The sequence below is a fragment of the Streptomyces sp. NBC_01428 genome (assembly GCF_036231965.1).
Lineage (GTDB): Bacteria > Actinomycetota > Actinomycetes > Streptomycetales > Streptomycetaceae > Streptomyces.
On the sequence record NZ_CP109499.1, the window covers coordinates 5249871 to 5273078 of the forward strand.

General features: G+C 73.3%; 18 protein-coding genes. 12 read left to right on the plus strand and 6 right to left on the minus strand.

What is annotated here, in order from left to right; translation table 11 throughout:
- Window positions 1-117: 117 nt before the first annotated feature.
- Window positions 118-1305, plus strand: a complete 1188-nt coding sequence (locus OG406_RS22845) for an acyl-CoA dehydrogenase family protein (RefSeq protein ID WP_329187486.1) — start codon at window positions 118-120, stop codon at window positions 1303-1305.
- A gap of 473 nt (window positions 1306-1778) precedes the next feature.
- Complete coding sequence (locus tag OG406_RS22850) at window positions 1779-2435, plus strand: nitroreductase/quinone reductase family protein (RefSeq protein WP_329187487.1); 657 nt, start codon at window positions 1779-1781, stop codon at window positions 2433-2435.
- Between the two features lie 179 nt (window positions 2436-2614).
- On the opposite strand, the gene OG406_RS22855 is transcribed toward OG406_RS22850, so the two are convergent.
- The gene (locus OG406_RS22855) at window positions 2615-3262 is read right to left on the minus strand and encodes a TetR family transcriptional regulator (RefSeq protein ID WP_081217837.1); all 648 of its coding nucleotides are present in this window, start codon (window positions 3260-3262) and stop codon (window positions 2615-2617) included.
- 158 nt (window positions 3263-3420) lie between these two features.
- On the opposite strand from OG406_RS22855, the gene OG406_RS22860 reads away from it, so the two are divergent.
- From OG406_RS22860 to OG406_RS22870, 3 genes are all read left to right on the plus strand, one after another.
- On the plus strand, window positions 3421-4176 hold the full coding sequence (locus tag OG406_RS22860; RefSeq protein ID WP_267051100.1) for a VOC family protein: 756 nt from the start codon (window positions 3421-3423) through the stop codon (window positions 4174-4176).
- Window positions 4177-4440: 264 nt separating this feature from the next.
- The gene (locus OG406_RS22865; RefSeq protein WP_266847919.1) at window positions 4441-6768 is read left to right on the plus strand and encodes a serine/threonine-protein kinase; all 2328 of its coding nucleotides are present in this window, start codon (window positions 4441-4443) and stop codon (window positions 6766-6768) included.
- Between the two features lie 61 nt (window positions 6769-6829).
- Window positions 6830-7471 carry a hypothetical protein gene (locus OG406_RS22870; protein WP_164371737.1) on the plus strand — a complete coding sequence of 214 codons (642 nt, stop codon included), beginning with the start codon at window positions 6830-6832 and terminating at the stop codon, window positions 7469-7471.
- A gap of 13 nt (window positions 7472-7484) precedes the next feature.
- On the opposite strand, the gene OG406_RS22875 is transcribed toward OG406_RS22870, so the two are convergent.
- From OG406_RS22875 to OG406_RS22885, 3 genes are read right to left on the minus strand one after another with little or no spacing between them, the layout of a single operon-like run.
- On the minus strand, window positions 7485-8312 hold the full coding sequence (locus OG406_RS22875) for an enoyl-CoA hydratase/isomerase family protein (protein ID WP_329187490.1): 828 nt from the start codon (window positions 8310-8312) through the stop codon (window positions 7485-7487).
- Window positions 8309-8746, minus strand: a complete 438-nt coding sequence (locus OG406_RS22880) for a Zn-ribbon domain-containing OB-fold protein (RefSeq protein ID WP_164371735.1) — start codon at window positions 8744-8746, stop codon at window positions 8309-8311. The genes OG406_RS22875 and OG406_RS22880 overlap by 4 nt, the downstream gene beginning before the upstream one ends.
- 1 nt (window position 8747) lies before the next feature.
- Window positions 8748-9896 carry a lipid-transfer protein gene (locus OG406_RS22885; protein WP_266614551.1) on the minus strand — a complete coding sequence of 383 codons (1149 nt, stop codon included), beginning with the start codon at window positions 9894-9896 and terminating at the stop codon, window positions 8748-8750.
- 99 nt (window positions 9897-9995) lie between these two features.
- Here OG406_RS22885 and OG406_RS22890 point away from each other — a divergent pair, with 99 nt between their 5' ends.
- Window positions 9996-11594: a FadD3 family acyl-CoA ligase gene (locus tag OG406_RS22890; RefSeq protein WP_267051097.1), complete on the plus strand. Its 1599-nt coding sequence runs from the start codon at window positions 9996-9998 to the stop codon at window positions 11592-11594.
- A gap of 410 nt (window positions 11595-12004) precedes the next feature.
- Here OG406_RS22890 and OG406_RS22895 read toward each other — a convergent pair whose 3' ends face one another.
- Window positions 12005-12184, minus strand: a complete 180-nt coding sequence (locus OG406_RS22895; protein WP_081217831.1) for a hypothetical protein — start codon at window positions 12182-12184, stop codon at window positions 12005-12007.
- 243 nt (window positions 12185-12427) lie between these two features.
- Entirely contained in the window at window positions 12428-15385 is a 2958-nt protein-coding gene (locus OG406_RS22900) for an AfsR/SARP family transcriptional regulator (RefSeq protein ID WP_267051096.1), read from the minus strand.
- Between the two features lie 247 nt (window positions 15386-15632).
- Here OG406_RS22900 and OG406_RS22905 point away from each other — a divergent pair, with 247 nt between their 5' ends.
- The 6 genes from OG406_RS22905 to OG406_RS22930 all read left to right on the plus strand — a co-directional run bounded on the left by OG406_RS22905 (window position 15633) and on the right by OG406_RS22930 (window position 23160).
- The gene (locus tag OG406_RS22905; RefSeq protein ID WP_329187495.1) at window positions 15633-16892 is read left to right on the plus strand and encodes an amidohydrolase family protein; all 1260 of its coding nucleotides are present in this window, start codon (window positions 15633-15635) and stop codon (window positions 16890-16892) included.
- 111 nt (window positions 16893-17003) lie between these two features.
- The gene (locus OG406_RS22910; protein WP_329187497.1) at window positions 17004-17945 is read left to right on the plus strand and encodes a TIGR03619 family F420-dependent LLM class oxidoreductase; all 942 of its coding nucleotides are present in this window, start codon (window positions 17004-17006) and stop codon (window positions 17943-17945) included.
- Window positions 17946-17955: 10 nt separating this feature from the next.
- Complete coding sequence (locus tag OG406_RS22915) at window positions 17956-18732, plus strand: SDR family NAD(P)-dependent oxidoreductase (RefSeq protein WP_267051094.1); 777 nt, start codon at window positions 17956-17958, stop codon at window positions 18730-18732.
- 98 nt (window positions 18733-18830) lie between these two features.
- A complete protein-coding gene (locus tag OG406_RS22920) occupies window positions 18831-19949 on the plus strand; it encodes an LLM class flavin-dependent oxidoreductase (protein WP_081217827.1) in 1119 nt (372 codons plus the stop codon).
- Between the two features lie 14 nt (window positions 19950-19963).
- The gene (locus tag OG406_RS22925) at window positions 19964-21694 is read left to right on the plus strand and encodes an N-acyl-D-amino-acid deacylase family protein (RefSeq protein ID WP_329187499.1); all 1731 of its coding nucleotides are present in this window, start codon (window positions 19964-19966) and stop codon (window positions 21692-21694) included.
- Window positions 21691-23160, plus strand: coding sequence for an aldehyde dehydrogenase family protein (locus tag OG406_RS22930; protein ID WP_329187501.1), 1470 nt, complete (start codon window positions 21691-21693; stop codon window positions 23158-23160). Before OG406_RS22925 ends, OG406_RS22930 begins: the two co-directional genes overlap by 4 nt.
- Window positions 23161-23208 lie beyond the last annotated feature (48 nt).

The following is a 23208-nucleotide window of genomic DNA, read 5'->3' on the forward strand; positions in this document are numbered from 1 at the left end:
GGTCGCCGGGAGGTGCCCGCACCCCTGTGCATCTGGAACCGGCCGACCTAACATGACGGCCCGTCAGATCTGCGGGATCGGCGGATCCCGCAGGCTGCCCCAGGGAGGAGCTCGCCCATGGACGCCCGTCTCACCGCGGAGCAGGAGGAGGTCCGGCGCACCCTGCGGGAGGTGCTGGTCAAACGGTGCGACCCGGACGACCTCCGGGCCGCCGCGCGCAGCCCCGAGGGCCACGACCGGGCGCTCTGGGAGACCCTCGCCCAGCAGCTCGGGCTGCCCGGCCTCGCGCTGCCCGAGCGCTACGGCGGGATCGGCTGCTCGGTGACCGAACTCGCCCTGGCCTGCGAGGAGTCGGGCCGCGCCCTCGCCCCCACGCCGCTGTTCGCCACCGCCGCCCTCGCCGCCCCGCTGATCCTGGCCCTCGGCGGTGAGGCGCAGCGTGCCGCCCTGCTGCCGCGCCTGGCCTCCGGTGAGCTGACCGCCGCCCTCGCCGTGCCGGGCGCGGGCCTGGCCACCGCGCTCGCACTGGTCGACGACAACCGCGGCGACTGGGCGGGCGACGGCCGCGCCGGAGGCGTCCAGGCCCGTCGCGCGGACGGCGGGTGGCGGCTCTACGGGCAGGCGGCGCAGGTCCTGGACGGACACAGCGCCGGGCTGCTGGTGGTGGCCGCGCACACCGGCGGCTTCGCCCGTTCCCGGACCCTGCTCTTCCTGGTGCGGGCCGAGGCGGCGGGCATGGTCCGCGCACGGCAGACCGCGCTCGACGCGACCCGCCCCCAGGCGCGGATCGAACTCCGCGACGTGCGGGCCGAGTTGCTGGGCGACGAAGGCGCCGACGTGCCCGCCGCCCTCGCCGCGACCGGCGACGCGGCGGCCGCCGTCCTCGCGGTCGAGGCCGTGGGAGCCGCCGACCGGGCGCTGGAGCGCACCGTCGAACACGTGCGGACGCGCGAGCAGTTCGGCCGCCCGATCGGCTCCTTCCAGGCGGTCAAGCACCGGCTCGCCGACGTGTACGTGGGCGTGCGGGCGGCCCGCTCGGCGGCGTACTACGCGGCCTGGGCCGCGGGAACGGGCGCGGAGCGGGTGGGCGGACTCGCACTGGCCCAGGCGCTGGAGGCCCTGCGCACCGCCGCCTCCGAGGGCATCCAGTTGCACGGCGGCATCGGCTTCACCTGGGAGCACGACGCCCACCTCTCCTTCAAGCGCGCCGCCGGCGACGAACTCCTCTTCGGCCCCGTCCACCGCCTGCGCGCCCACGCCGCCGACACCGCCCGCCTCTTCGACGCCGGAGAGGTGAGGGTCTGATGCCGCCGGCCGGGCGCCCGGGGAGCCCCGGGGAGGACGAGGCGGAGGTCGACGCGAGCGCTACGGAATCCGGTGCGGACGAGGCGAGTGGTGACGGGGCGGAGGGCGACGAAGTGAACAGTGCGGGGAGTCGGGACAGCGGACGGTCCGGTGGCGGGGCGGCCGGGGCGAGCGGTGACGGGGGCCCGGGCGCAGGGTCACCCGGGGTGACCGGTGACAGGGGGCCGGCCGGAGGGGCGCCGGGGGTGAAGGGCGGCGAAAGCCCGGGCGGGGGATCGCCCGGGGTGGGCGCCGGCGAAGGGCCGGCCGGGGGCTCGTCCCGGGTGGCGGGCGCAGGGGGGACGAACGGAGGGTCGCCCGGGGCGACCGGTGACGGGGGTACGAGTGGAGAGGGGGCCGGGGCGCGTGGAGGGGGAGCTCCGGTCGGAGGGGCGCCCGGTGCCGCCGTCGGGACCGGGACCGGGGCGCGGAGGATGCCCGGGGTCCGGCTGGTGCAGCGGGTCTCCTCGACGCGGGCCTTCGCCAAGGTGGCACCCCACCTCATCCCGGCCCTCGACCGGGCCGTGCACCGCCTGACCCGGGGAAAGGTGCTGCTCAGCGCCCAGATGCTGCCGGGGATCGTCCTCACCGCCCGCGGCGCCCGCAGCGGGCTGGAACGCCGCACACCCCTGGCCTGCATGCCGGAGGCCGGGGCGGCGCGGGTCCCGGACGAGACGGGTGCCGGAGGGGCCGTGGCCACCGGGGGGACCAGGGGGACCAGCGGAACCGTCGACGCCGGGGGGACACCGGACACCGGGGGGACGCCGGACGCCGAGGGGGTCGCGGGCGCTCCGGAGAGCGGCTGGATCCTCGTCGGTTCCAACTTCGGCCGTACGGGCCACCCCGCCTGGACCGCCAACCTCCTCGCGCACCCCGACGCGGTCATCAGCTGGAAGGGCGAGGACATCCCCGTGACGGCGCGGCTCCTCACGGGGGAGGAACGGGCCGCGGTGTGGCGGACCGCGCTGGCCTTCTGGCCGCCCTACGCCACCTACCAGGCGCGGGTGGACCGGGAGATCCGGCTCTTCAGGATCGTCCGGCGACAGGCGACCGTCACCCCGGACGCCGTGGACGGACCACCGCCCGCGTAGCCGCCCCCGCCCGGTGCCCGGACGCCGTGGACGGAGCGCCGCCGTGTGCTCCCGTGCCCGGACCGCCGCCGTGTGCTCCCGTCACCGCACAGCGCAGCGGGCGGCAGTCCGCCGGAGTGTGCCTCCGAGATGAACTGCCGCCCGCATGACAGGAGTTGGGGCGAAAAAGGTCGGGTAAGTTACTTCGTCGGCTTCTTCCCGGTCACGCCCAGATGCACCAACAGCGCGAGGTTCGGCTTGAGTTCAGCCTGCTTGACGCCCCACGTCTGGAAGCCCCTCTGGTGCGAGGCGACCGCGGCGAGCATGGCGACGAGGGAACCGGCCATGGCGGCCGGGTTCACGTCCTTGTCGACCTTGCCCTTGGCCTGGAGGTCGGCCACCGAGTCCGTGAGCGAGTTGTTCACGGAGTTCAGGATCTTCATGCGGATCTTGTAGAAGCGCTTGTCGCCCTCGGCCGCGCCGAGGTCGACCACGCGCAGGATCGCGTCGTTCTTCCGCCAGAACTCCAGGAAACCGTCCACGAGTTCCTGTGCGGTCTGCCAGCCGGCTTTGCCGACCCACGAGCGCCCTTCGAGCAGCTGGGTCAGCCCGGCGCCCTCGGCGGCCATGTGTTCCGCGATCTCCAGGACGGCGCCTTCGACGTCCGGGAAGTACTGGTAGAAGGTCGCCGGCGACGTGCCCGCCTTCCTGGCGACGTCGATGACTTTGACATCCCGGTAGGGCGACGAGCTGAGCATCTCGCTGAGGCAGTCGAGCAGCTTCTGCCGGGTCGCCTGCCCACGCCGTCCGGCCACGCGGCCGTCGACGGTACGCACTTGTCCTGTCATGCCGTCAGCTTACCGAGGGGTGATCGGAGCGCGATTCGGCCGACTGCAAATGGGGTGCGGCCGTCCGTCACAGGGGTTGTGGACGCCCTTCGCAGGGGTGTCACCGGTGCGGATGCGCCCGCTCTGCGCGATGAGCGCGTGGCCGTTAGCTTGATCGCATGGCCGAATCTGCCGTTGTCGCCGGGTTCTCCGAGGGTGTGCCCTGCTGGGTCGACGCCCAGTTGCCCGACGTGCGGGCGGGCAAGCGCTTCTACGGCGAACTGTTCGGCTGGACGTTCCCGGAGGCCGCCGACGAGACCGCGGGGGCCGGCCCGATGATTCCGGCGGAGCTGGACGGTGCGCCGGTCGCGGGCCTCACGCCCAAGCGGGACGGCCGTATGCCCACGGTGTGGACGGTGTACTTCGCGACGCCGGACGCGCGGGCGCTGACCCGGCGGATCGCGGCGGCGGGCGGACACGTCATCACCGCGCCGACCGAACTGCCCGGACCCTCCGGCGGCCTCGGCAGCGCCGCCCTCGTCACGGACCCCGAGGGTGCCGTGTTCGGCCTGTGGCAGCCCGGCAGCCACGCCGGGTTCGGCCGCCGCCACGAACGCCGCACCTTCTGCTGGGCGGAGTTGTACGCGCGGGACACCGCGACCGTCGACCGCTTCTACGGCACTCTGTTCCACGACGCCCTCTTCGGGCCCGACGCGACCCCCGACTTCGGCCGCGTCCCCGTCACCGGCGTCTTCCCGGCCGAGATGCCGCCCCACTTCCTCGTGCACTTCGGGGTCGGCGACTGCGACGAGGCGCTCGGGAGGGTGACCCGGCTCGGCGGCCGCGTCCAGGTGCCGCCCTTCGACGCCTCGTACGGACGGGTGGCCGTGGTCACGGACAATCAGGGTGCGTCGTTCGCCGTCCTCGAACGCTGAGACGGGACATCCGGCACCGGGGGACCGGGTACATCCCGGACGAGGGGCGCCATTCGGCCGTGAACGGCCGGGCCGGACCGCCCGTACTCCTCCTGGAGCGGGTGTTTTGTCATGAGACACCCCGATCCGCGTCCGGGTTCGCAACCTGTGGCTCGGCCAGGAAGAATCGGGGTGCGTGCCGCCACGGCGGTGCGGTGGTGAGACGCTGCACTGGGCCGCGTTCACACGTGGATGACGCGACCCGTACGGGGAGGTGGCAGGCAAGTGGTGGATCAGCTGACGCAGCACGATCCGCGGCGGATCGGGCCGTTCGAGGTGCTGGGACGGCTGGGTGCCGGCGGCATGGGGCTGGTCTATCTCGCGCGCTCGGCCTCCGGCCGGCGCGTGGCGATCAAGACGGTCAGGACGGAACTCGCCGAGGACCAGCTGTTCCGGGTCCGCTTCTCGCGCGAGGTCGAGGCGGCCCGCGCCGTGTCGGGCTTCTACACGGCGGCCGTGGTCGACGCCGACGCGCGCGCCGCGGTGCCCTGGCTCGCCACCGCCTACGTCCCCGCCCCCTCGCTCGAGGAAATAGTGAACGAGTGCGGGCCGCTCCCGGCCCAGGCGGTGCGCTGGCTCGCTGCGGGCGTCGCGGAGGCGCTCCAGTCGATCCACGGCGCCGGTCTCGTCCACCGCGACCTGAAGCCGTCGAACGTCCTGGTGGTCGAGGACGGACCGCGGGTGATCGACTTCGGCATCGCGTCCGGCGTTTCGAACACCCGTCTGACCATGACGAACGTCGCGGTCGGCACCCCCGCGTACATGTCGCCCGAGCAGGCGAAGGACTCGCGCAGCGTGACCGGCGCCAGCGACGTCTTCTCGCTCGGCTCGATGCTGGTCTTCGCCGCGACCGGACACGCGCCCTTCCACGGCGCCAACCCCGTCGAGACGGTGTTCATGCTGCTCCGCGAGGGACCGAACCTCGAAGGGCTCCCCGAGGAGCTGCGCCCGCTCATCGAGTCCTGCATGAAGATGGACGCCACGGCCCGCCCCAACCCCGCCGACCTCCAGGCCCAGCTCGCCCCGCACCTCTTCGGCTCCGGCTCCGACGACAGCGGTACGGCGTCGGCGTGGCTGCCCGAGCGGGCGGTGGGCCTCATCGAGACGCGCCGCGGCGGCCGTCCGCCGGTGAAGCCCGCGTCCGTCGGCGCGCGCAGCGGCGGCGGACGCCCCGCGCTGCCGCCGCCCCCGTCGCACGCCCCGGTCGTGGTCGGAGCGCCCGACACCGGTCCGGTGCGCCTCGCGGGCGCCAAGGTGCCCATCGGGCCCGGCCCGCGCGTCGCCGACGCTCGCGCCGCCGCCGTCAAGGCGCCGCCGCCGGAGGCCGGTCTCGCGGCCTCCTGGTCCCGGCCGCGCGCGGGGGTGAACGGCGCCGACCTGGCGCCCACGGTCGCTCCGCCGGCCCCCTCGCCCGACGCTCCCGCCGGCTGGCGCCCCTGGCGTTTCCGCATGTCGAACGACGTGTGGGGTACGCCCTCGGTCGCCGGTGACCTGGTCTACGTCACCTCCTTCGAGGTGCACGCCCTCGACGTGGCGACCGGCCGCCGCCGCTTCAAGACCCGGGACGTCGCCTGGTCGATGGCCGTCGCGGACGGCCGGATCCACGCCTCCGACGGGCCGACCCTGTTCGCGCTCGACGCCCGCGAGGGCGCAGACCTGTGGCGGCTGTCCACGGACGGCTGGGTGTACTCGCTCAAGGCCGACCGCGGAACGGTCGTCACCGGCACGCGCGGCGGCGGCGTCCAGGCCTGGGAGGCCTCGAACGGCCAGAGACTCTGGGAGATCAGCGGGGCCCAGACGGACTTCGAGTCGCCGGAGGCGGGCCCTTCCGTCCACGACGGCACGGTGTACGTCTGGAAGGACGCCCGGCTGCGCGCCCTGGACGCCCGGACCGGCGAGGAGCGCTGGTCCTACCCGATCGGTGACGCGGCCTCCTGCGGCGGCGTACCGGTGCGGATCACCCACGCACCCGACGGCTACGTGTACATCTCCGCCGGCACCCGCGTCCTCGCCGTCGACGTGGCGAGCGGCCGGGTCCGCTGGCACTTCGAGGCCCCGGCCGTCTTCCTCAGCCCGCCCACCTTCGCGCCGGGTCCGGCCGTGACGGGCGGCGGGGTCTACCTCGCCGACTACCTGGGCACCGTGTACGCCCTCGACGCCACCGACGGCCGCGACCGCTGGCGCATCGCCACCGAGTCCCGCGCCTCCGTGGAGCCGGTCCTCGTCGCCGCCGGCCACGTCCACGTGGGCAGCGGCAAGGGTCTGTACACGCTGGACGCGGTGACCGGCACCCCCAAGTGGCGCTTCCAGGCCGGCGGCGACCTGGTCGGCGCCCCCGCGGTCGCCGAGGGCCGCATCCACTTCGGCTCGACGGACCACCTGCTCTACACGCTGAAGGCCGACGACGGCCGGCTGCGCTGGAAGCTGGCGACCGGGGGCGAGATCACCGGCGCCCCCGTCGTCAAGGACGGTGTGGTCTACGCGTGCAGCAAGGACCGCTGCGTGTACGCGCTGGACGCGGAGAAGGGGACCGGCACGGCGCGAACGACCTGAGGCCCCGCGCCGGTGCGTCCCTCGGCGGAGTGCGTTCGGCCGTCCTGGGTAGGGTGACGTCATGTACACGCGGGGGCGCACACTCAGGTTCACAGCGGTGTCGGTGATGGTCGTGCTGGCTCTGACCGGCTTTTCGACAGGCCGTCACGGGAGCCGCAGTCATCACAGCAGCGGCGGCGGGTGCAGCAGTTCCCGTCAGGACCACGACAGTTCGTCGTCGACATCGACGTCGGGCGGCGGTTCGTACGGCGGCGGCTCGTCCAGCAGCGACCCGTACGGTGGTTCGTCCAGCGACCCGTACGGCGGCTCGTCCGACGACACGTACGGCTCCGGGACCAGCACCAGCGGCGGCACGGGCGGCACGTACCGGTCGCGGCCCACCCACCGTTCCACTCCCACCGCGACCTCGTCCGGCACCTCCCGGCCGCTGAAGGACGGCACCGCGGTGCTCAAGCGGTGCGCGAGCACGGACGACCCGTTCACGACCGTCGAGGTCAGGAATCCGAACGGCCGCGAGGCTCTCTTCACCGTGAAGGTCGGTTACAAGGACGACACCGGCTTCACCATGGCCGACAGCACCGACCAGGTGTCGGTGCCCGCGAACGGCAAGGCGACCCTCCGGGTGGCCGCCGCCGGTACAGGGGCTTTGGACCGGCTCGACCACTGCGACGTCGATCGACGCGCCACTGTCGACCGGTACTGACCCTCGACGCGGCTCACCGCGTCCGGAATCCGCCCGGGCGTCGCCCCGCGAACAGCTCCGCCTGACGGGCGCCCGGCAGGTTGCCGAGCGAGACGAACTGCGGGGCGTGCGCGAGGGCTGCCGCCCGGGTCGCCTCCTGCGCCTGCCAGAGCGCCCGCACGGTGCCCTGGACGGCGTCGGCCGGATAGGACGCGATGACGGCCGCGCACGCCACGGCCGCCGCCACCGCGCCTCCCGGGGGCGTGAGTTCGGAGACCAGACCGACCTCGTACGCGCGCCGGGCGGAGATGCGTTCGGCGGTCCCCATCAGCGCCATCCGGGCCACCTCCCCGAACGGCATGCGCTGGGCGAGGTAGACCGACTCGTACGCGCTGACCATGCCGTACGTCGTGTGCGGGTCGAAGAAGGACGCCGTCTCGTCGGCGACCACGAACTCCGCCTCGCCGAGCAGGTAGAAGGCGCCGCCGCACGCCATCCCGTGCACGGCGGCGATCACCGGCTTCCACAGGTCGTTGGCCTTCGGGCCGATCGTGGCGAGCGGGTCGTCCACCATGTACGGCGAGGAGGGCTGCGGCACCTGCGCGTCCCGGTCGATGCCGGTGCAGAAGGCGCGCTGCCCGGCGCCCGTGACGACGACCGCCCGCACGGTGTCGTCGAACCGGAACGCCCGCCAGGTGTCCGCCAGTTCGGCGGCCGTGGCCAGGTCGACGGCGTTCAGCCGGTGCGGCCGGTCGAGGGTGAGGACGGCAACGCCGGTGTCCTCGTCGACGGCGACCGCGAGACCCCGGCCGCCTTCGCCGCCCCCGGGGCCCCCGGCGTCGGTGGTCCCGTCCGCGCTCACGCCCGCTCCAGGACCCAGCGCGGCACGGTCACGCCGTTCACCTCGGTGAACACCACCTGCACCCGGGCCCCGATGCGGATCCGGTCCGGGGAGACGGAGTTGAGGGCCGCGTCCGGACCGCTCACCAGGTTCCCGACCAGCCGGATCCGTGGCGCGTCGGCCAGTTCCACCACGATCGCGTTGTAGCCGGGCAGCTCCGCGTAGGCGGGCAGGAGCGGCGGATGCGGGACGACGTACGACCAGATCCTGCCCCGCCCGGTCATCCTGCGCCACGCGCTCGCGAAGGAGTGGCAGTGCGGGCAGCAGGGCCGGGGCGGGAAGCGCAGCTCGCCGCAGCCGGCGCAGCCCTGGACCCGCAGTTCGCCCTGCGCGGCGTACTCCCAGAAGGGCGCGCCGTCGTCGTCGAGGACGGGGGAGAGCAGGGACTCGTCCATCTCAACTCCTCAGCAGAAGAGCGGAGGTGGGGACCCCTTCCCCCGCCGTGACCAGACAGGTCGCCGCACCCGGCACCTGCGCCGTGCTCGTGCCGCGCAACTGCTTCACGCCCTCGTTGATGAGGTTGAAGCCGTGCACGTAGGCCTCGCTGAGCCCGCCGCCCCCGGTGTTCAGGGGCAGCCGGCCGCCGATCTCCAGCGCGCCGCCCTCCGTGAAGGCCGCGCCCTCGCCCCGGCCGCAGAAGCCGTAGCCCTCCAGGGACAGGGGGATGAGCGGGGTGAACGCGTCGTAGATCTGCGCGACGTCCACGTCGTCCGGGGTGAAGTCGGCGTGTTTCCAGAGGTGTCGGGCGGCGGCCCAGGCGGGGCCGGTGAGCGGGTCGTCGTTCCAGTAGTTGACCATGCCGTGGTGCTGGGCGGGCAGGCCCTGGGCGGCGGAGTGGACGTACACGGGCCGCTGTCGGCAGTCGCGGGCGCGTTCGGCGGAGACGATCACGCAGGCCAGCGCGCCGTCCGTCTCCAGGCAGTTGTCGAAGAGGCAGAGGGGCTCGCTGATCCAGCGGGAGGTCATGTACATCTCGCGGGTCAGCGGGCGCTCGTACATCATCGCGGCCGGGTTCTGGTTGGCGCGGTTGCGGCAGGCCAGTGCCACGTTGAACAGGTGGTCGCGGGTCGCGCCGAACTCGTGCAGATAGCGGCGGGCGAGCATGCCGATCTCGTCGGCGGGCCGCAGCAGTCCGAAGGGCCGCGTCCACTGGGCCGGGGTGGGGAGCTGCACGGCGGTGTTCTTCCACGGCCGGGGTCCCGAACCCCGCTTCCGCGACCGCCAGGCCACCCCCACCGTCGCCTGGCCGGCGGCTATCGCACCGGCGAGATGCGCGACGGTGGCGCACGAACCGCCGCCGCCGTACCCCACCTTGCTGAAGAAACTGAGGTCGCCGAACCCGACGGCCTTGGCGACCTCCACCTCGTCGGTCTCCTCCATGGTGTACGAGGCGAGGCCGTCGACCTCGGCGGGCGCGATGCCGGCGTCGTCGAGCGCGGCGAGGATCGCCCGGCAGGCCAGGGTCTTCTCGGAGTCGGGGAGTTGCTTGGCGAAGGGGGTCTGGCCGATGCCGACGACTGCTGTGGCGTCCTTGATCCCTGGCATGGGTGCACCTCCGCGACCGGTCCCGGCTGCTGACAGGCCGTCAGGCTACAGCTAATCTGACGGTCAGTCAGCTAGTGGTGCTGCAGCGGGAGGTGCGCGATGCGCGGTGACCTGGAGTGGGGAAGCGTCCCGGGGCTGGTGCGGTCGGCGGCCACACGCTTCGCCGGCCGCGAGGCGGTCGTCGAGGGCCGGACCCGCGTCTCCTACGAGGAGCTGGGCGCCCGGGTGGAGCGGGCGGCGGCGGCCTGCATGGCGAGCGGTGTCCGGCTCGGCGACCGGGTGGCCATCTGGGCCCCGAACACGCTCGACTGGATCGTCTCCGCCCTCGGCGCGGTGTCGGCGGGCGCGGTCCTCGTGCCGCTCAACACCCGCTTCAAGGGCGCGGAGGCGGCGTACGTGCTGGACCGGAGCCGGGCGAAGCTGCTGTTCGTCACCGGCACGTTCCTCGGCACCTCGTACGTGGCCTCGCTGCGGCGGGCGGCCGGCGAGGGGCCCGGTCCCGGCCCGCTGCCCGGGCTCCCGCACCTGGAACAGGTCGTGGTCCTCGCGGACGACGCCCCCGCCGACTTCCGCACCTGGAAGGACTTCCTCGCGGCGGGGGAGGGGGTGGGCGGCGACGCGGTCCGCCGCAGGGCCGCCACGGTGTCGGGCTCCAGCCCCTCGGACATCGTCTTCACCTCGGGCACCACCGGCCGTCCCAAGGGCGCCCTGATCACCCACGCGCAGACCCTGCGCGGCTACGAGATCTGGAGCGACCTCGCCGGCCTGCGCGAGGGCGACCGCTATCTGATCGTGAACCCGTTCTTCCACACCTTCGGCTACAAGGCCGGGATCATCGCCTGCCTGATGCGCGGGGCGACGATGATCCCGCAGCCGGTGTTCGACGTGGACACGGTCCTCGCGAACGTGGCGGCGGAACGCGTCTCCGTCCTGCCCGGCCCGCCCACGCTCCACCAGTCGCTGCTCGACCACCCCTCCCGGGACGCCCACGACCTCTCCGCGCTGCGCCTGGTCGTCACCGGTGCGGCGGTGGTGCCGTTGCGCCTGGTGGAACGCCTGCGCACGGAACTCGGGGTGGCCACGGTCCTGACGGCGTACGGCCTCTCCGAGGCGAGCGGCATCGTCACGATGTGCCGCAGGGGGGACCCGCCGGAGGTGATCGCCACGACCTCGGGCCGGGCCGTCCCGGACACCGAGGTACGGGTGGTGGACACCACGGGCGCCGACGCGCCGCCCGGCACGCCCGGCGAGGTGCTGGTGCGCGGATTCAACGTGATGAGCGGCTACTTCGAGGATGCGGCGGCGACGGCGGAGGTGGTGTCACCGGACGGCTGGCTGCGCACCGGAGACGTGGGCGTCCTGGACGCCGCCGGGAACCTCCGCATCACCGACCGGATCAAGGACATGTTCATCGTCGGCGGCTTCAACGCGTATCCCGCCGAGATAGAGCAACTCCTCGGCCTGCACCCGGACGTCGCCGACGTCGCGGTCGTCGGCACCCCGGACACCCGCCTCGGCGAGGTCGGCCGCGCCTACGTCGTCCGCCGCGCCCACTCGACCCTCACCGCGGACGACCTGATCGCCTGGTCCCGCCGCGAGATGGCCAATTACAAGGTCCCCCGCACGGTCGACTTCGTCCACGAACTCCCGCGCAACGCGAGCGGGAAGGTGGTGAAGGGGGAGCTGCGGGGGCGGTGAGGCACGCGCCGGCGGCACTGTGGGGCCGCCGCCCCCGGGACCCAGGCCGACCGCGGCCGACGCCGCTTCGGCCACAGCCCACGGCGGCGCACGCCGACAGCGGCACCCGTCCACGGCGGCACCCGTCCACGGCGGCACAGGCCCAAGGCGGCAGATGCCGACAGCGGCGCAGGCCCACGGTGGCGCACGCCGACAGCGGCACCCGTCCACGACGGCGCACGCCGACGGCGGCGGGCGCCCCCCCGGGACACCCGCCGCCGTCGTTCCCCCGTCGTTGCTCCCTCCGGTCCGCTCCCGGACACGAACGGCCCCCCGTTGTTCCCCCTACAGGCCGTCCCCCGGCACACGTCGGCCGCGGCGGCTCCCCCTCCGGGCCGCCGCGGCCTCCGGTGTCCCCGTGTGGTGCGGCTCTAGGCCGGGTTGTCCGTCACGTGGGTGTTGTCCGGCTTGGCCTCGCCGTCCGACGCGGCGAGCGGCTTGATCGGGCTGCTCGTCACGTGGGTGTTCAGCGGGGTGATCTCCTCGCCGTCCTCACCACCGGTGACGTGCGTGTTGTCCGGCTCGGCGATCGGCTTCTCGGTCTCGCTCATGGTGCTGCCTCCCCTTTGGTGGCTCTTCCTGGGACTACGGGGCCCGCCCGGCCATTCCCCCGAGGACGGCCGGGCGGGCCACTCGGATCGCCCACCCTAGACTGCGAGTTCGGCGACCACTTCGGCGGTCCGTCTGCCCCCCGACGCGACGGATCGACAACACAGAGACTGCCGCGTGGCGATAAACGAACGATGAACGCCCGCTGCGGTCCGGCTCCTTGCGGCGAGCGCTCCCGTCAGGCTCTACGCGGCGGCGACCGGGGTCAGCAGGGTGCGGACCTCCGCGGCCTCCGGGGAGTCCAGCTTCTCGTAGATCTCCAGGGCCTCGCGCCAGCAGACCTGCGCCCGGCCGGACTGGCCGATGCCGCTCAGCGACTTGCCCAGGACGGTCAGGACGTTGCCCCGGCGCCACTCACCCCCGATGCCCCGCAGCACGGTCAGTGCCATCTCCGCGTTGCTCGCGGCGCGGGCCGGCTTGCGGGCGTCGAGGTCGACCTCCGCGAGGCGGCACAGGGCCATGCCCTCCCACAGGCGCTGGCGGCTGTCGCGGAAGACCCGCAGCGCCTCCTCCAGCTCGCTCGTGGCGTCGGAATGCCGGCCGCTCTTGCCGAGGGCCATCCCGAGGGCGTAGCGGCCGTTGGCCACGCGCAGGGTGTGGCCGAGGGTCTCGTAGATCTCGGTGCCCTGGCCGGCGAGGACGACGGCGCTGTCGGCCCGGCCCGTCGCGAGGTGCAGCCGCGACAGATTGCAGAGCGGGCTCGCCGACCCGGCGAGGTCGCCGCAGCCGCGGAACTCCTCGATGGCCCGGCTGAAGTAGCCCTCCGCGTCGGCATAGCGCTTCTGGTAGAAGGCGATGCTGCCGAGGATGTTCGCCGCCCAGCAGCAGGGCAGCGGGTCGTCGGACGCCTCGGCGAGCCGGAGTGCCTGCTGGGCCTCCCGGTACGCCTGGTCGAACACCCCGGAGAACAGGAGCGCGTTACTGAGGACGACGCCCGCGCGCCCTTCGGCGCGGGTGTCCGCAGCGCCGCGGGCGGCGTCGCGCAGGGCCGCGGCTGCCGCCTCGTACTCCTTGGAGTTGGCTCCGGACTCGGCGAGGTCCACCGCCGCCCACAGCAGGTCGATGGCGCGGCGCAGCGTCGGACCGGTGGCCGACTGCCGTACGCAGGCGAGCAGGGGGACCGCCTCCGAGTACAGCCAGTCCCAGGAGGCCTTCCGGTCGGCGAAGGCGAGGCCCTCCGTCCGGGTCGGCTCCAGATGGTCCACCAGCCGGTCCCCCGGGCGTTCGAGGGCGTACACGCCCGCCGCCGTGGCCAGGTAGAAGTCCAGCAGGCGGGAGAGGGCCGCCGCCCGTTCCGTCGGGGGCTGTTCGTCGCGTTCCGCGCAGGAACGGGCGTAGAGGCGGACGAGGTCGTGGTAGCGGTAGCGGCCGGGGGCGGCGGACTCCAGGAGCGAGGTGTCGACGAGGGACTCCAGGAGATCCTCGGTGTCCTCGGCGGGGAGGTCGAGCACGGCCGCCGCGGCCGCGAGGGAGATGTCGGGGCCGTCGGCCAGACCGAGCAGCCGGAAGGCACGGGCCTGGGCGGGCTCCAGCTGGCCGTAGCCGAGTTCGAAGGTGGCCTTGACGGCGAGGTCGCCGGCCTGGAGCTCGTCCAGCCGGCGCCGCTCGTCGCCGAGCTTCGCCGCGAGCACCGACACCGTCCAGGTGCGCCGCGCGGCGAGCCGGGACGCCGCGATGCGGATCGCCAGCGGCAGGAACCCGCACGCGGCGACCACGTCGAGCGCAGCCTCCCGCTCGGACGCCACCCGCTCCCGGCCGACGATCTTCGTGAAGAGCTGCAGGGCCTCCTCGGGGGACATCACGTCGAGGTCGACGAGATGGGCGCCCGCGAGGTCCACCATCCGCATCCGGGAGGTGACCAGGGCGGCGCAGCCCTCGGTGCCGGGCAGCAGCGGGCGCACCTGGGCGGCGTCCCGGGCGTTGTCGAGCAGCACGAGGACGCGGCGGCCGTCGAGGACCGAGCGGTACAGCGCCGAGCGCTCCTCCAGCGAGTCGGGGATGGCGGTGTCCGCGGTGCCGAGGGCCCGCAGGAAGGCGCCGAGCACCGCCTCGGGTTCGGCGGCCCGCGATCCGGCGCCCTGGAGGTCGACGTACAGCTGTCCGTCGGGGAAGGCGCCGCGCGACTGGTGCGCCACGTGCACGGCGAGGGTCGTCTTGCCGACGCCGCCGATGCCCGCCAGCGCGGAGACGGCCATCACGCGGCCCTCCTCGGAGGAGGCGGCGGCGAGGACGTCGCTCAGTTCCCGGACGAAGGCGGCGCGCCCGGTGAAGTCGGTCACCGTGGCCGGGAGCTGGGCGGGGCGCACGGGAGCAGCGGCGGGTTCGGCCGCCGGTGCGGAGGGTTCCGCGAGGCCGGGATCGGCCTGCAGGATGCGCTGCTGGAGTTCCCGCAGGCCCGCCCGCGGGTCCACCCCGAGCTCGTCGGCGAGCAGCCGCCGGGTGTCGGCGAACACGGCGAGGGCCTCGGCCTGCCGGCCGGAGCGGTACAGCGCCAGCATCAGCAGTTCCCGCAGCCGCTCGCGCAGCGGGTGCGCGGCGGTCAGCGCGGTGAGTTCGGAGACGGCCTCCGCGTGAGCGCCCTGCTCCAGGTCCATGTCGAGCCGGGATTCGAGGAGTTGCAGCCGCCACTCCTCCAGCCGGGCCCGCTGGGTCTCCGCGTAGGGGCCGGGGATGCTCGCGAGGGGTTCGCCGTCCCACAGGGCGAGGGTGTTCCGGAGCAGGTCGCGGGCGCGGGGCAGGTCGCCCTCGGCGCGCGCCTTCTCCGCGAGGCCGGCGAGTTCCTGGGCGCGGGTGTGGTCGAGCGCCCCCTCGCCGAGGGAGCGGATCGCGTAGCCGCCGGACTCGCTGACCAGGACCTCGGGGCCGAGCGCCTTGCGCAGCCGGGAGGCGTACGTGCGGACGGCGGCCAGGGCCTGGGAGGGCGGCTCGTCGCCCCACAGGGCGTCGATCAGTTCGGCGGCCGTGGCCGTGCGGCCGTCGCGGAGCAGCAGCGCGGCCAGCAGCGCGCGTTGCTGCGGGGACCCCGCCGGCAACGCCTCCGCGCCGAGCCAGGCGCGCACCGGTCCGAGCACGCTGAAGCGCAACGCGGCGGGCTCCTCCGAGCCCGGGCGCCGCTGCTCCGGTACCCGCGGCACACCGTCCATCGCTGTCCCCCTGCCGAACGTCAGTACAACGAGGCCAGTTTGCCTTGTTCTCGGGGGATGCGTCAGCCGTGCGAGACAGCGATCACAGGGCGGGGCACGGCTACCCCACAGGGTCCTCACACGGCCTCCGCACCCGCCCGCGGTCATCCGCGCTGCTCCGCGCGCGATCACCCGCCGGACGGAGGTCGTCCACAGCGGGCCCGACAGGGAGCTGACGGGTCGTCAGATCGGCGCTACCGTGGCCGGTATGGAGACCACGGAATCCCCGCAGAGCCCTTCGGCGGACGACGGGACCGCCTTTCCGAGGATCATCTCGGTGGACGACCACACGGTCGAACCGCCCGACGTCTGGCGGGACAGGCTGCCCGCGAAGTACCAGGACACCGGCCCGCGCATCGTCCGGGCGCCCCTGAAGGAAATGACCTTCCTGGGCGGGAAGTTCGCGCCCGTCATGGGCGCCCCGGGCGACGAGGGCCCGGTGGGTGACTGGTGGGTCTACGAGGACCTGCACCGCCCCCTCACCCGCCTCGACACGGCCGTCGGCTACGACCGCGACGAGATCAAGCTGGAGATCATCACCTACGAGCAGATGCGCCCCGGCTCGTACGACGTGCCCGAGCGGCTCGCCGACATGGACGTCAACCACGTCCAGTCCGCCCTGTGTTTCCCCACCTTTCCCCGTTTCTGCGGCCAGACGTTCACCGAGGCGGGCGACCGTGAGCTGGGGCTGCTCGGCGTGAAGGCGTACAACGACTGGATGGTGGAGGAGTGGTGCGGGCCTAAGGCCCGGGGGCGGCTGATACCCCTGACGCTCGTCCCGCTCTGGGACGCCCGGCTCGCGGCGGAGGAGGTGCGGCGCAACGCGGCGCGCGGTGTCCGGGCGGTCGCCTTCTCCGAGATCCCGCCCCACCTCGGACTGCCCTCCGTGCACACCGACGACTGGGACCCCTTCCTCGCCGCCTGCGACGAGACCGGCACCGTCATCGCCATGCACATCGGGTCCAGCAGCAGGATGCCGTCGACCTCGGCCGACGCGCCGCCCGCCGTCGGCTCCACGATCACCTTCGCCAACTGCTGCTTCTCGATGGTCGACTGGCTGATGAGCGGCAAGTTCGAGCGCTTCCCGAACCTGAAGGTGATGTACGCCGAGGGGCAGATCGGCTGGATCCCCTACATCCTCGAACGCGCCGACGTCGTGTGGGAGGAGAACCGCGGCTGGGGCGGTGTCGCGGACAAGGTCCACCGGCCGCCGTCCGAACTGTTCACCGAGCACGTCTACGGCTGCTTCTTCGACGACGCCTTCGGGCTGAAGAACCTCGACGCGATCGGCGTCGGCAACGTCCTCTACGAGACCGACTACCCGCACTCCGACTCGACCTGGCCGAAGTCCCGGGAGATCGGCGAGGCCCAGATGGGCCACCTGGACGCCGACGTGGTCGACCGGATCGTACGGCGCAACGCGATCGACCTCCTCGGGCTCACCCCCGAAGGGCTCTGGGCCGGCTGAGGCACCCCGGCGGCGGGCCGGTGCCCGCCGACCCCTTGTCTGACGAACCGTCAGCTACGACGATGGCGGCAGCCGTCACATGACGGTCCGTCAGATAAGGGGTGCGGGCCCATGCAGGTACTGCCCGAAGGGCGGCTGGCGTACGGGATGCAGCTCCCGGTCCAGTCGCAGAGCACCATGTACGCGGAGGCGTGGGAGGCGGACGCCGGACCCGCGGACCTCGTCGACATCGCCCGCGCCGCCGACCGCGCCGGCTTCGCCTACGTCGCGGCCTGCGACCACGTCGCCATCCCACACCGGCTCGCCGACGCCATGAGCACCGTCTGGTACGACCCGGTCGCCACCCTCGCCCACCTCGCGGCGGTGACCGAACGGGTCCTGCTGCTCAGCCATGTCGCCATCGTCGGGCTCCGGCATCCGCTGGTGACCGCCAAGCAGTACGCGACCCTCGACCACCTGTCCGGCGGCCGGCTCGTCCTCGGGGTCGGGGCCGGCCACGTGGAGGAGGAGTTCACCGCGGTCGGAGCGGACTTCACCCACCGGGGAGCCGTCCTCGACGAGACGATCGACGCGCTGCGCGCCGCGCTCGGGCCGGACGAGTTCCCCGTCCACCACGGCAAGACGTACGACTTCGAGGGACTCGGCCAGCGCCCCCGGCCCGCCCAGGAGCGGGTGCCCGTGTGGGTGGGCGGCTCCTCGCCCGCCGCCGTCCGCCGGGCCGCGCTGCGCGGCGACGGCTGGCTGCCGCAGGGCGATCCGCGCGACAGGCTGCCCGGCCAGATCGCCCGGCTGCGGGAACTGCGCGAGGGGGCGGGTGTCGAGGAACCCCTCACGGTCGGCGCCATCACCGAACCGCTCTACGTCGGCGAGCCCGGCTGGGAGGTCGGGCGGCGCACGCTGCACGGCGCGCCCGAGGCGCTCGCCGAGTCGCTGCGCGCGTACGGCGCGATGGGCGTGCACCAGATCCAGGTGCGGTTCCGCAGCCGGGACCGCGCCGAACTACTCAATCAGATGGCGGCGTTCGGCTCGGACGTCGCACCCCACCTCACCTAGGGAGTCGGTCATGGGCAAGCTGGACGGGCGGGTCGTCGTCATCACCGGCGCGGCGCGCGGGCAGGGCGAACAGGAGGCGCGGCTCTTCGTGGCGGAGGGCGCGCGCGTCGTCGTCGCGGACGTGCTCGACGAGCAGGGGGAGGCGCTGGCGAAGGAGATCGGCGCGCACTACGTCCATCTGGACGTGAGCCAGGAGGCCGACTGGGCGGAGGCGGTGCGCTCGGCGAAGGCCGCGTACGGACGGATCGACGGACTGGTCAACAACGCCGGCATCCTGCGCTTCAACGCGCTCGTCGACACCCCCCTCGACGAGTTCGTGCGGATCGTGCAGGTCAACCAGATCGGCGTGTTCCTCGGGATCAAGACCCTCGCGCCCGAGATCACCGAGGCGGGCGGCGGCACGATCGTGAACACGGCGTCGTTCACGGGGCTCACGGGCATGGCGTACGTGGGCGCGTACGCGGCGACCAAGCACGCCATCGTGGGCCTCACGCGGGTGGCGGCGCTCGAACTCGCCGAGAAGGGGATCCGCGTCAACGCGGTCTGCCCGGGCGCCGTCGACACGGCCATGAGCAACCCGGCGCAGCTCTCGCCCGGCTCGGACGGTGCGGAGGCCTCGCAGGCGCTGGACGCCTTCTACAGCAAGCTCGTGCCGCTCGGCCGGATCGGCCGGCCCGAGGACGTGGCACGGCTCGCCCTGTTCCTGACGGGGGAGGACTCCTCGTACATCACCGGGCAGCCGTTCGTGGTCGACGGCGGCTGGCTCGCGGGCGTCAGCGTTCTCTGACGCCGTATCAGCTCTTGACGGTCCATGCGTGCGGTGGAACAGTCGGCTCACACGATCTGACGGTTCGTCAGATAACGGGATGGGGACGGTGAACCTCCTTGGAATTCGGGCTCTTTGTACAGGGATACGTGGGCAAGCGGGCCGAGACCGATCCGCTCGCGGAGCACAAGGCGCTGATGGAGGAGACCGAGTACGTCATCCAGGCGGACAAGTCCGGCTTCAAGTACGCCTGGGCCTCCGAGCACCACTTCCTGGAGGAGTACTCGCACCTCTCGGCCAACGACGTCTACCTCGGCTATCTGGCGCACGCCACGGACCGCATCCACCTGGGCTCGGGCATCTTCAACCCGCTCGCCCAGGTCAACCACCCGGTGAAGGTGGCCGAGAAGGTCGCCATGCTCGACCATCTCACCGGCAACCGCTTCGAGTTCGGGTCCGGGCGCGGCGCGGGATCGCACGAGATCCTCGGCTTCCTCCCCGGCATCACCGACATGAACTACACGAAGGAGATCTGGGAGGAGACCATCGGGGAGTTCCCCAAGATGTGGCTCCAGGACGAGTACGTCGGCTTCCAGGGCAAGCACTGGCAGCTCCCGCCGCGCAAGATCCTGCCGAAGCCGTACGGGAAGTCGCACCCCGCGATGTGGTACGCCGCCGGGTCGCCGCCCTCGTACTCCATGGCCGCCCGCAAGGGGCTCGGCGTGCTGGGCTTCAGCGTGCAGAAGGTCTCCGACATGGAGTGGGTCCTGGAGCAGTACAAGACCGCCGTCGTGAACGCCGAACCCATCGGCGACTTCGTCAACGACAACGTGATGGTGACCACCACCGCGATCTGCGCCCCCACCCACGACGAGGCGATCCGCATCGCCGTCGCCGGCGGACTGCACTACCTGCCCTCCCTCGTCTTCCGCTACCACGACACCTTCCCGCGCCCCGAGGGCTTCCCCGTCTGGCCGGAGACCCTCCCGGAGTACAACGCGGAGTTCGTCGAACTCCTCATCCAGGAGGAGCTGTTGATCTGTGGCGACCCCGGCGAGGTGCTCAGCCAGTGCAAGCGCTGGGAGCAGGCCGGCGCCGACCAGCTCAGCTTCGGACTGCCCGTCGGCGTCCCCAAGGAGGAGACCCTCCAGACGATCCGGCTGATCGGCGAACACGTCATTCCGAAGATCGACACGGACCCGGTGCACCGCACGACCCGGTTCCGCCAGGCCGTCTAGGGGGTACTTCCGCGATGCTCGACCACCTGATCAAGGGCGCGACCGTCGTGGACGGTACGGGCGCGCCCGCCCACACCGCGGACGTCGGGATCCGGGACGGCCGCATCGCCGTGATCGGCTCGGTCACCGAGCCGTCCCGGACCAGCGAGGACGCGCGCGGGCTCGTCCTCGCCCCCGGCTTCGTCGACCCGCACACGCACTACGACGCCCAGCTCTTCTGGGACCCGTACGCCACCCCGTCCCTCAACCACGGGGTCACCACGGTCGCGGGCGGCAACTGCGGGTTCACCCTCGCCCCGCTGCACCCCGACCGCCCCGAGGACGCCGACTACACCCGCCGCATGATGTCCAAGGTCGAGGGCATGTCCCTCGTCGCCCTGGAGGAGGGCGCCCCCTGGACCTGGCACAGCTTCGGCGAGTACCTCGACGCCCTGGAGGGGCGGATCGCCGTCAACGCCGGCTTCATGGTGGGGCACTGCGCGCTGCGCCGGTACGTGATGGGCGCCGACGCGGTGGGCGGCCGGCCGACGGTGGAACAACTCGACGCCATGCTCGCCCTGTTCCACCAGGCCATGGACGCCGGCGCCTGGGGCCTGTCCACCACCCAGTCCTCCACGCACTCCGACGGCGACGGCCGCCCGGTCGCCTCCCGGCACGCGGGCCCCGAGGAACTCCTCGCCCTCGCCCGGGCGGTGGGGGAGCACGAGGGCACGCAGATCGAGGCGATCGTGGCCGGCTGCCTCGACCAGTTCAGCGACGCCGAGATCGACCTGTTCGCGGAGATGAGCGCCACGGCGGGCCGGCCGCTGAACTGGAACGTCCTGACCATCGACGCCGCCGTCCCCGAACGCGTACCGCGCCAGCTGGAGGCGAGCGAACGCGCCCGCAAGTCCGGCGGCCGGGTCGTCGCGCTCACCATGCCGATCCTCACCCCGATGAACATGTCGCTCGGCACCTTCTGCGCGCTGAACCTGATCCCCGGCTGGGGACCGGTCCTCGGACTGCCCGTCCCCGAGCGGATCGAGCGGCTCCGCGAACCGGAGGTCCGCGCCGAGATGCTGCGGCGCGCGAACAGCAAGGAGGCGGGCGTCTTCCGACGGCTCGCCGACTTCGGCCGCTACGTCATCGGCGACACCTACAGCGCCGCCAACGAGGGCCTGACCGGGCGGGTGGTCCGCGACATCGCGGCCGAACGCGGCCAGGAGCCCTTCGCCTGCCTGGTGGAGATCTGCGCGGCCGACGAGCTGCGCACGGTCCTGTGGCCGATGCCGACCGACAACGACCCCGACTCCTGGGCGCTGCGCGCCGAGACCTGGCAGCACCCCGACGTCCTGCTCGGCGGGTCCGACGCCGGCGCCCATCTCGACCGGATGTGCGGGGCCCCGTACACCACCCGCTTCCTCGGCGACTGTCTGCGCGGCCGCAGGCTCGCCTCCCTGGAGCAGGCGGTGAAGATGCTCACGGACGACCCGGCACGGCTGTTCGGGCTGCGGGAGCGCGGACGCGTCGAGGTCGGCTTCCACGCCGACCTGGTGCTGTTCGACCCGGAGCGCATCGACGCCGGCAAGGCCACCCTCGTGCACGACCTGCCGGGCGACAGCCCCCGGCTCGACTCCCGGGCGATCGGCGTACGGGCCGTGTGGGTCAACGGCGTCGAGTCGATCCGGGACGACGTGGTGACCGGCGCCGTGCCGGGGACGGTGCTGCGCTCGGGCCGCGACACCCGCACGGTGAGCACCCGGTGACGGGCGCCGGGGGAGGGCACGGGGAGCAGCGCCTGTTCATCGGCGGCTCCTGGGTGGCACCGGAGAACGGGTTCTACGAGGTGACCGACCCGGCGACCGAGCGGGTCGTCGGGCTCGCCCCCGAGGCCTCCCGGGCCCAGGTGCACGCGGCGGCGGCGGCGGCCCGCGAGGCGTTCGGGGCGTGGTCGCGCACCCCCGCGGAGGAACGGGGCGCCGTCCTCGCCCGCGCGGCGGACCACATCGGGCGCCACCTGGTCCCGTACGCCGACCTCGCGCAGGCCGAGAGCGGCGCCACCACGGGCACGGCGCGCGGGATGCAGGTGGGGGTCGGGGCGGCCAGGTTCCGGCGCTACGCGCGGCCCGAACCGGTCGAGCAGCCGCTGCCGCCGCAGATCAACGAGGCGGGCCCGTTCGGTGCGGCCGCCGTCATGGGCGCGCTCGCGGTGCGTCAGCCCGTCGGCGTGGTCACCTGCATCACCTCGTACAACAACCCGTGGGCCAACCCGGCCGGCAAGATCGCCCCCGCGCTCGCGATGGGCAACACCGTGGTGGTGAAACCGGCGCCGCAGGACCCGCTGTCGGTGTTCCGGATGGCCGAGGCGCTGGAGGCGGCGGGGGTGCCGCCGGGCGTGGTGAACGTGGTGAGCGGCTCCACGCCGGAGTCGGGCGAGGCCGCGGTCGACTCCGCGGACGTCGACATGGTCAGTTTCACCGGCTCCACCGCCGTCGGACAGCGGATCGCCGAGGTGTGCGGGCGCGGCATGAAGCGCCAGCTGATGGAGCTGGGCGGCAAGGGCGCCGCCGTCGTGTTCGACGACGCCGACCTGGCCTCGGCCGTCGCCGGCATCGGCACGACCTTCTCCTTCTACAGCGGACAGATCTGCACCGCGCCGACCCGGGTCCTGGTCCAGCGCGGCGTGCACGACCTCCTCGTTCAGCAACTCGCGGCCTACGCGGGTCACTTGAAGGTGGGTGATCCTCGGGAGAAGGGCACGGTGGTCGGCCCGGTCATCTCGGCGGCCCACCGCGACCGGGTCGAGGCCCACATCGAACTCGGCCGCAAGGAGGGTGCCCGGGTGGTCGCGGGCGGCGAACGGCCGCCCCTGGACACCGGGTTCTACGTCGCCCCGACCCTGCTCGCCGACTGCACCCCCGACATGCGGGTGGTCCGCGAGGAGATCTTCGGGCCGGTCGTCGTGGTCCTGCCCTTCGACGACGAGGACGAGGCGGTCGCCCTCGCCAACGACTCGGACTACGGCCTGATCGACTACGTCTGGTCCGGCGACGTCGCCCGCGCCTTCCGGGTGGCCCGCCGGCTGCGCGCGGGCGGCGTCGGCGTCAACACCGTCGGCCGCAACATGGAGGCCCCGTTCGGCGGCTTCAAGAAGAGCGGCGTCGGCCGGGACGTGGGGTCCTACGCCCTGCACGCGTACAGCGAGACCCAGGCGATCGTCTGGCCGGGGTGAGGCGAGAGGCTCGGCCCCCGGTCGTCGGCGGGTGGCGTCGGCGCCCCG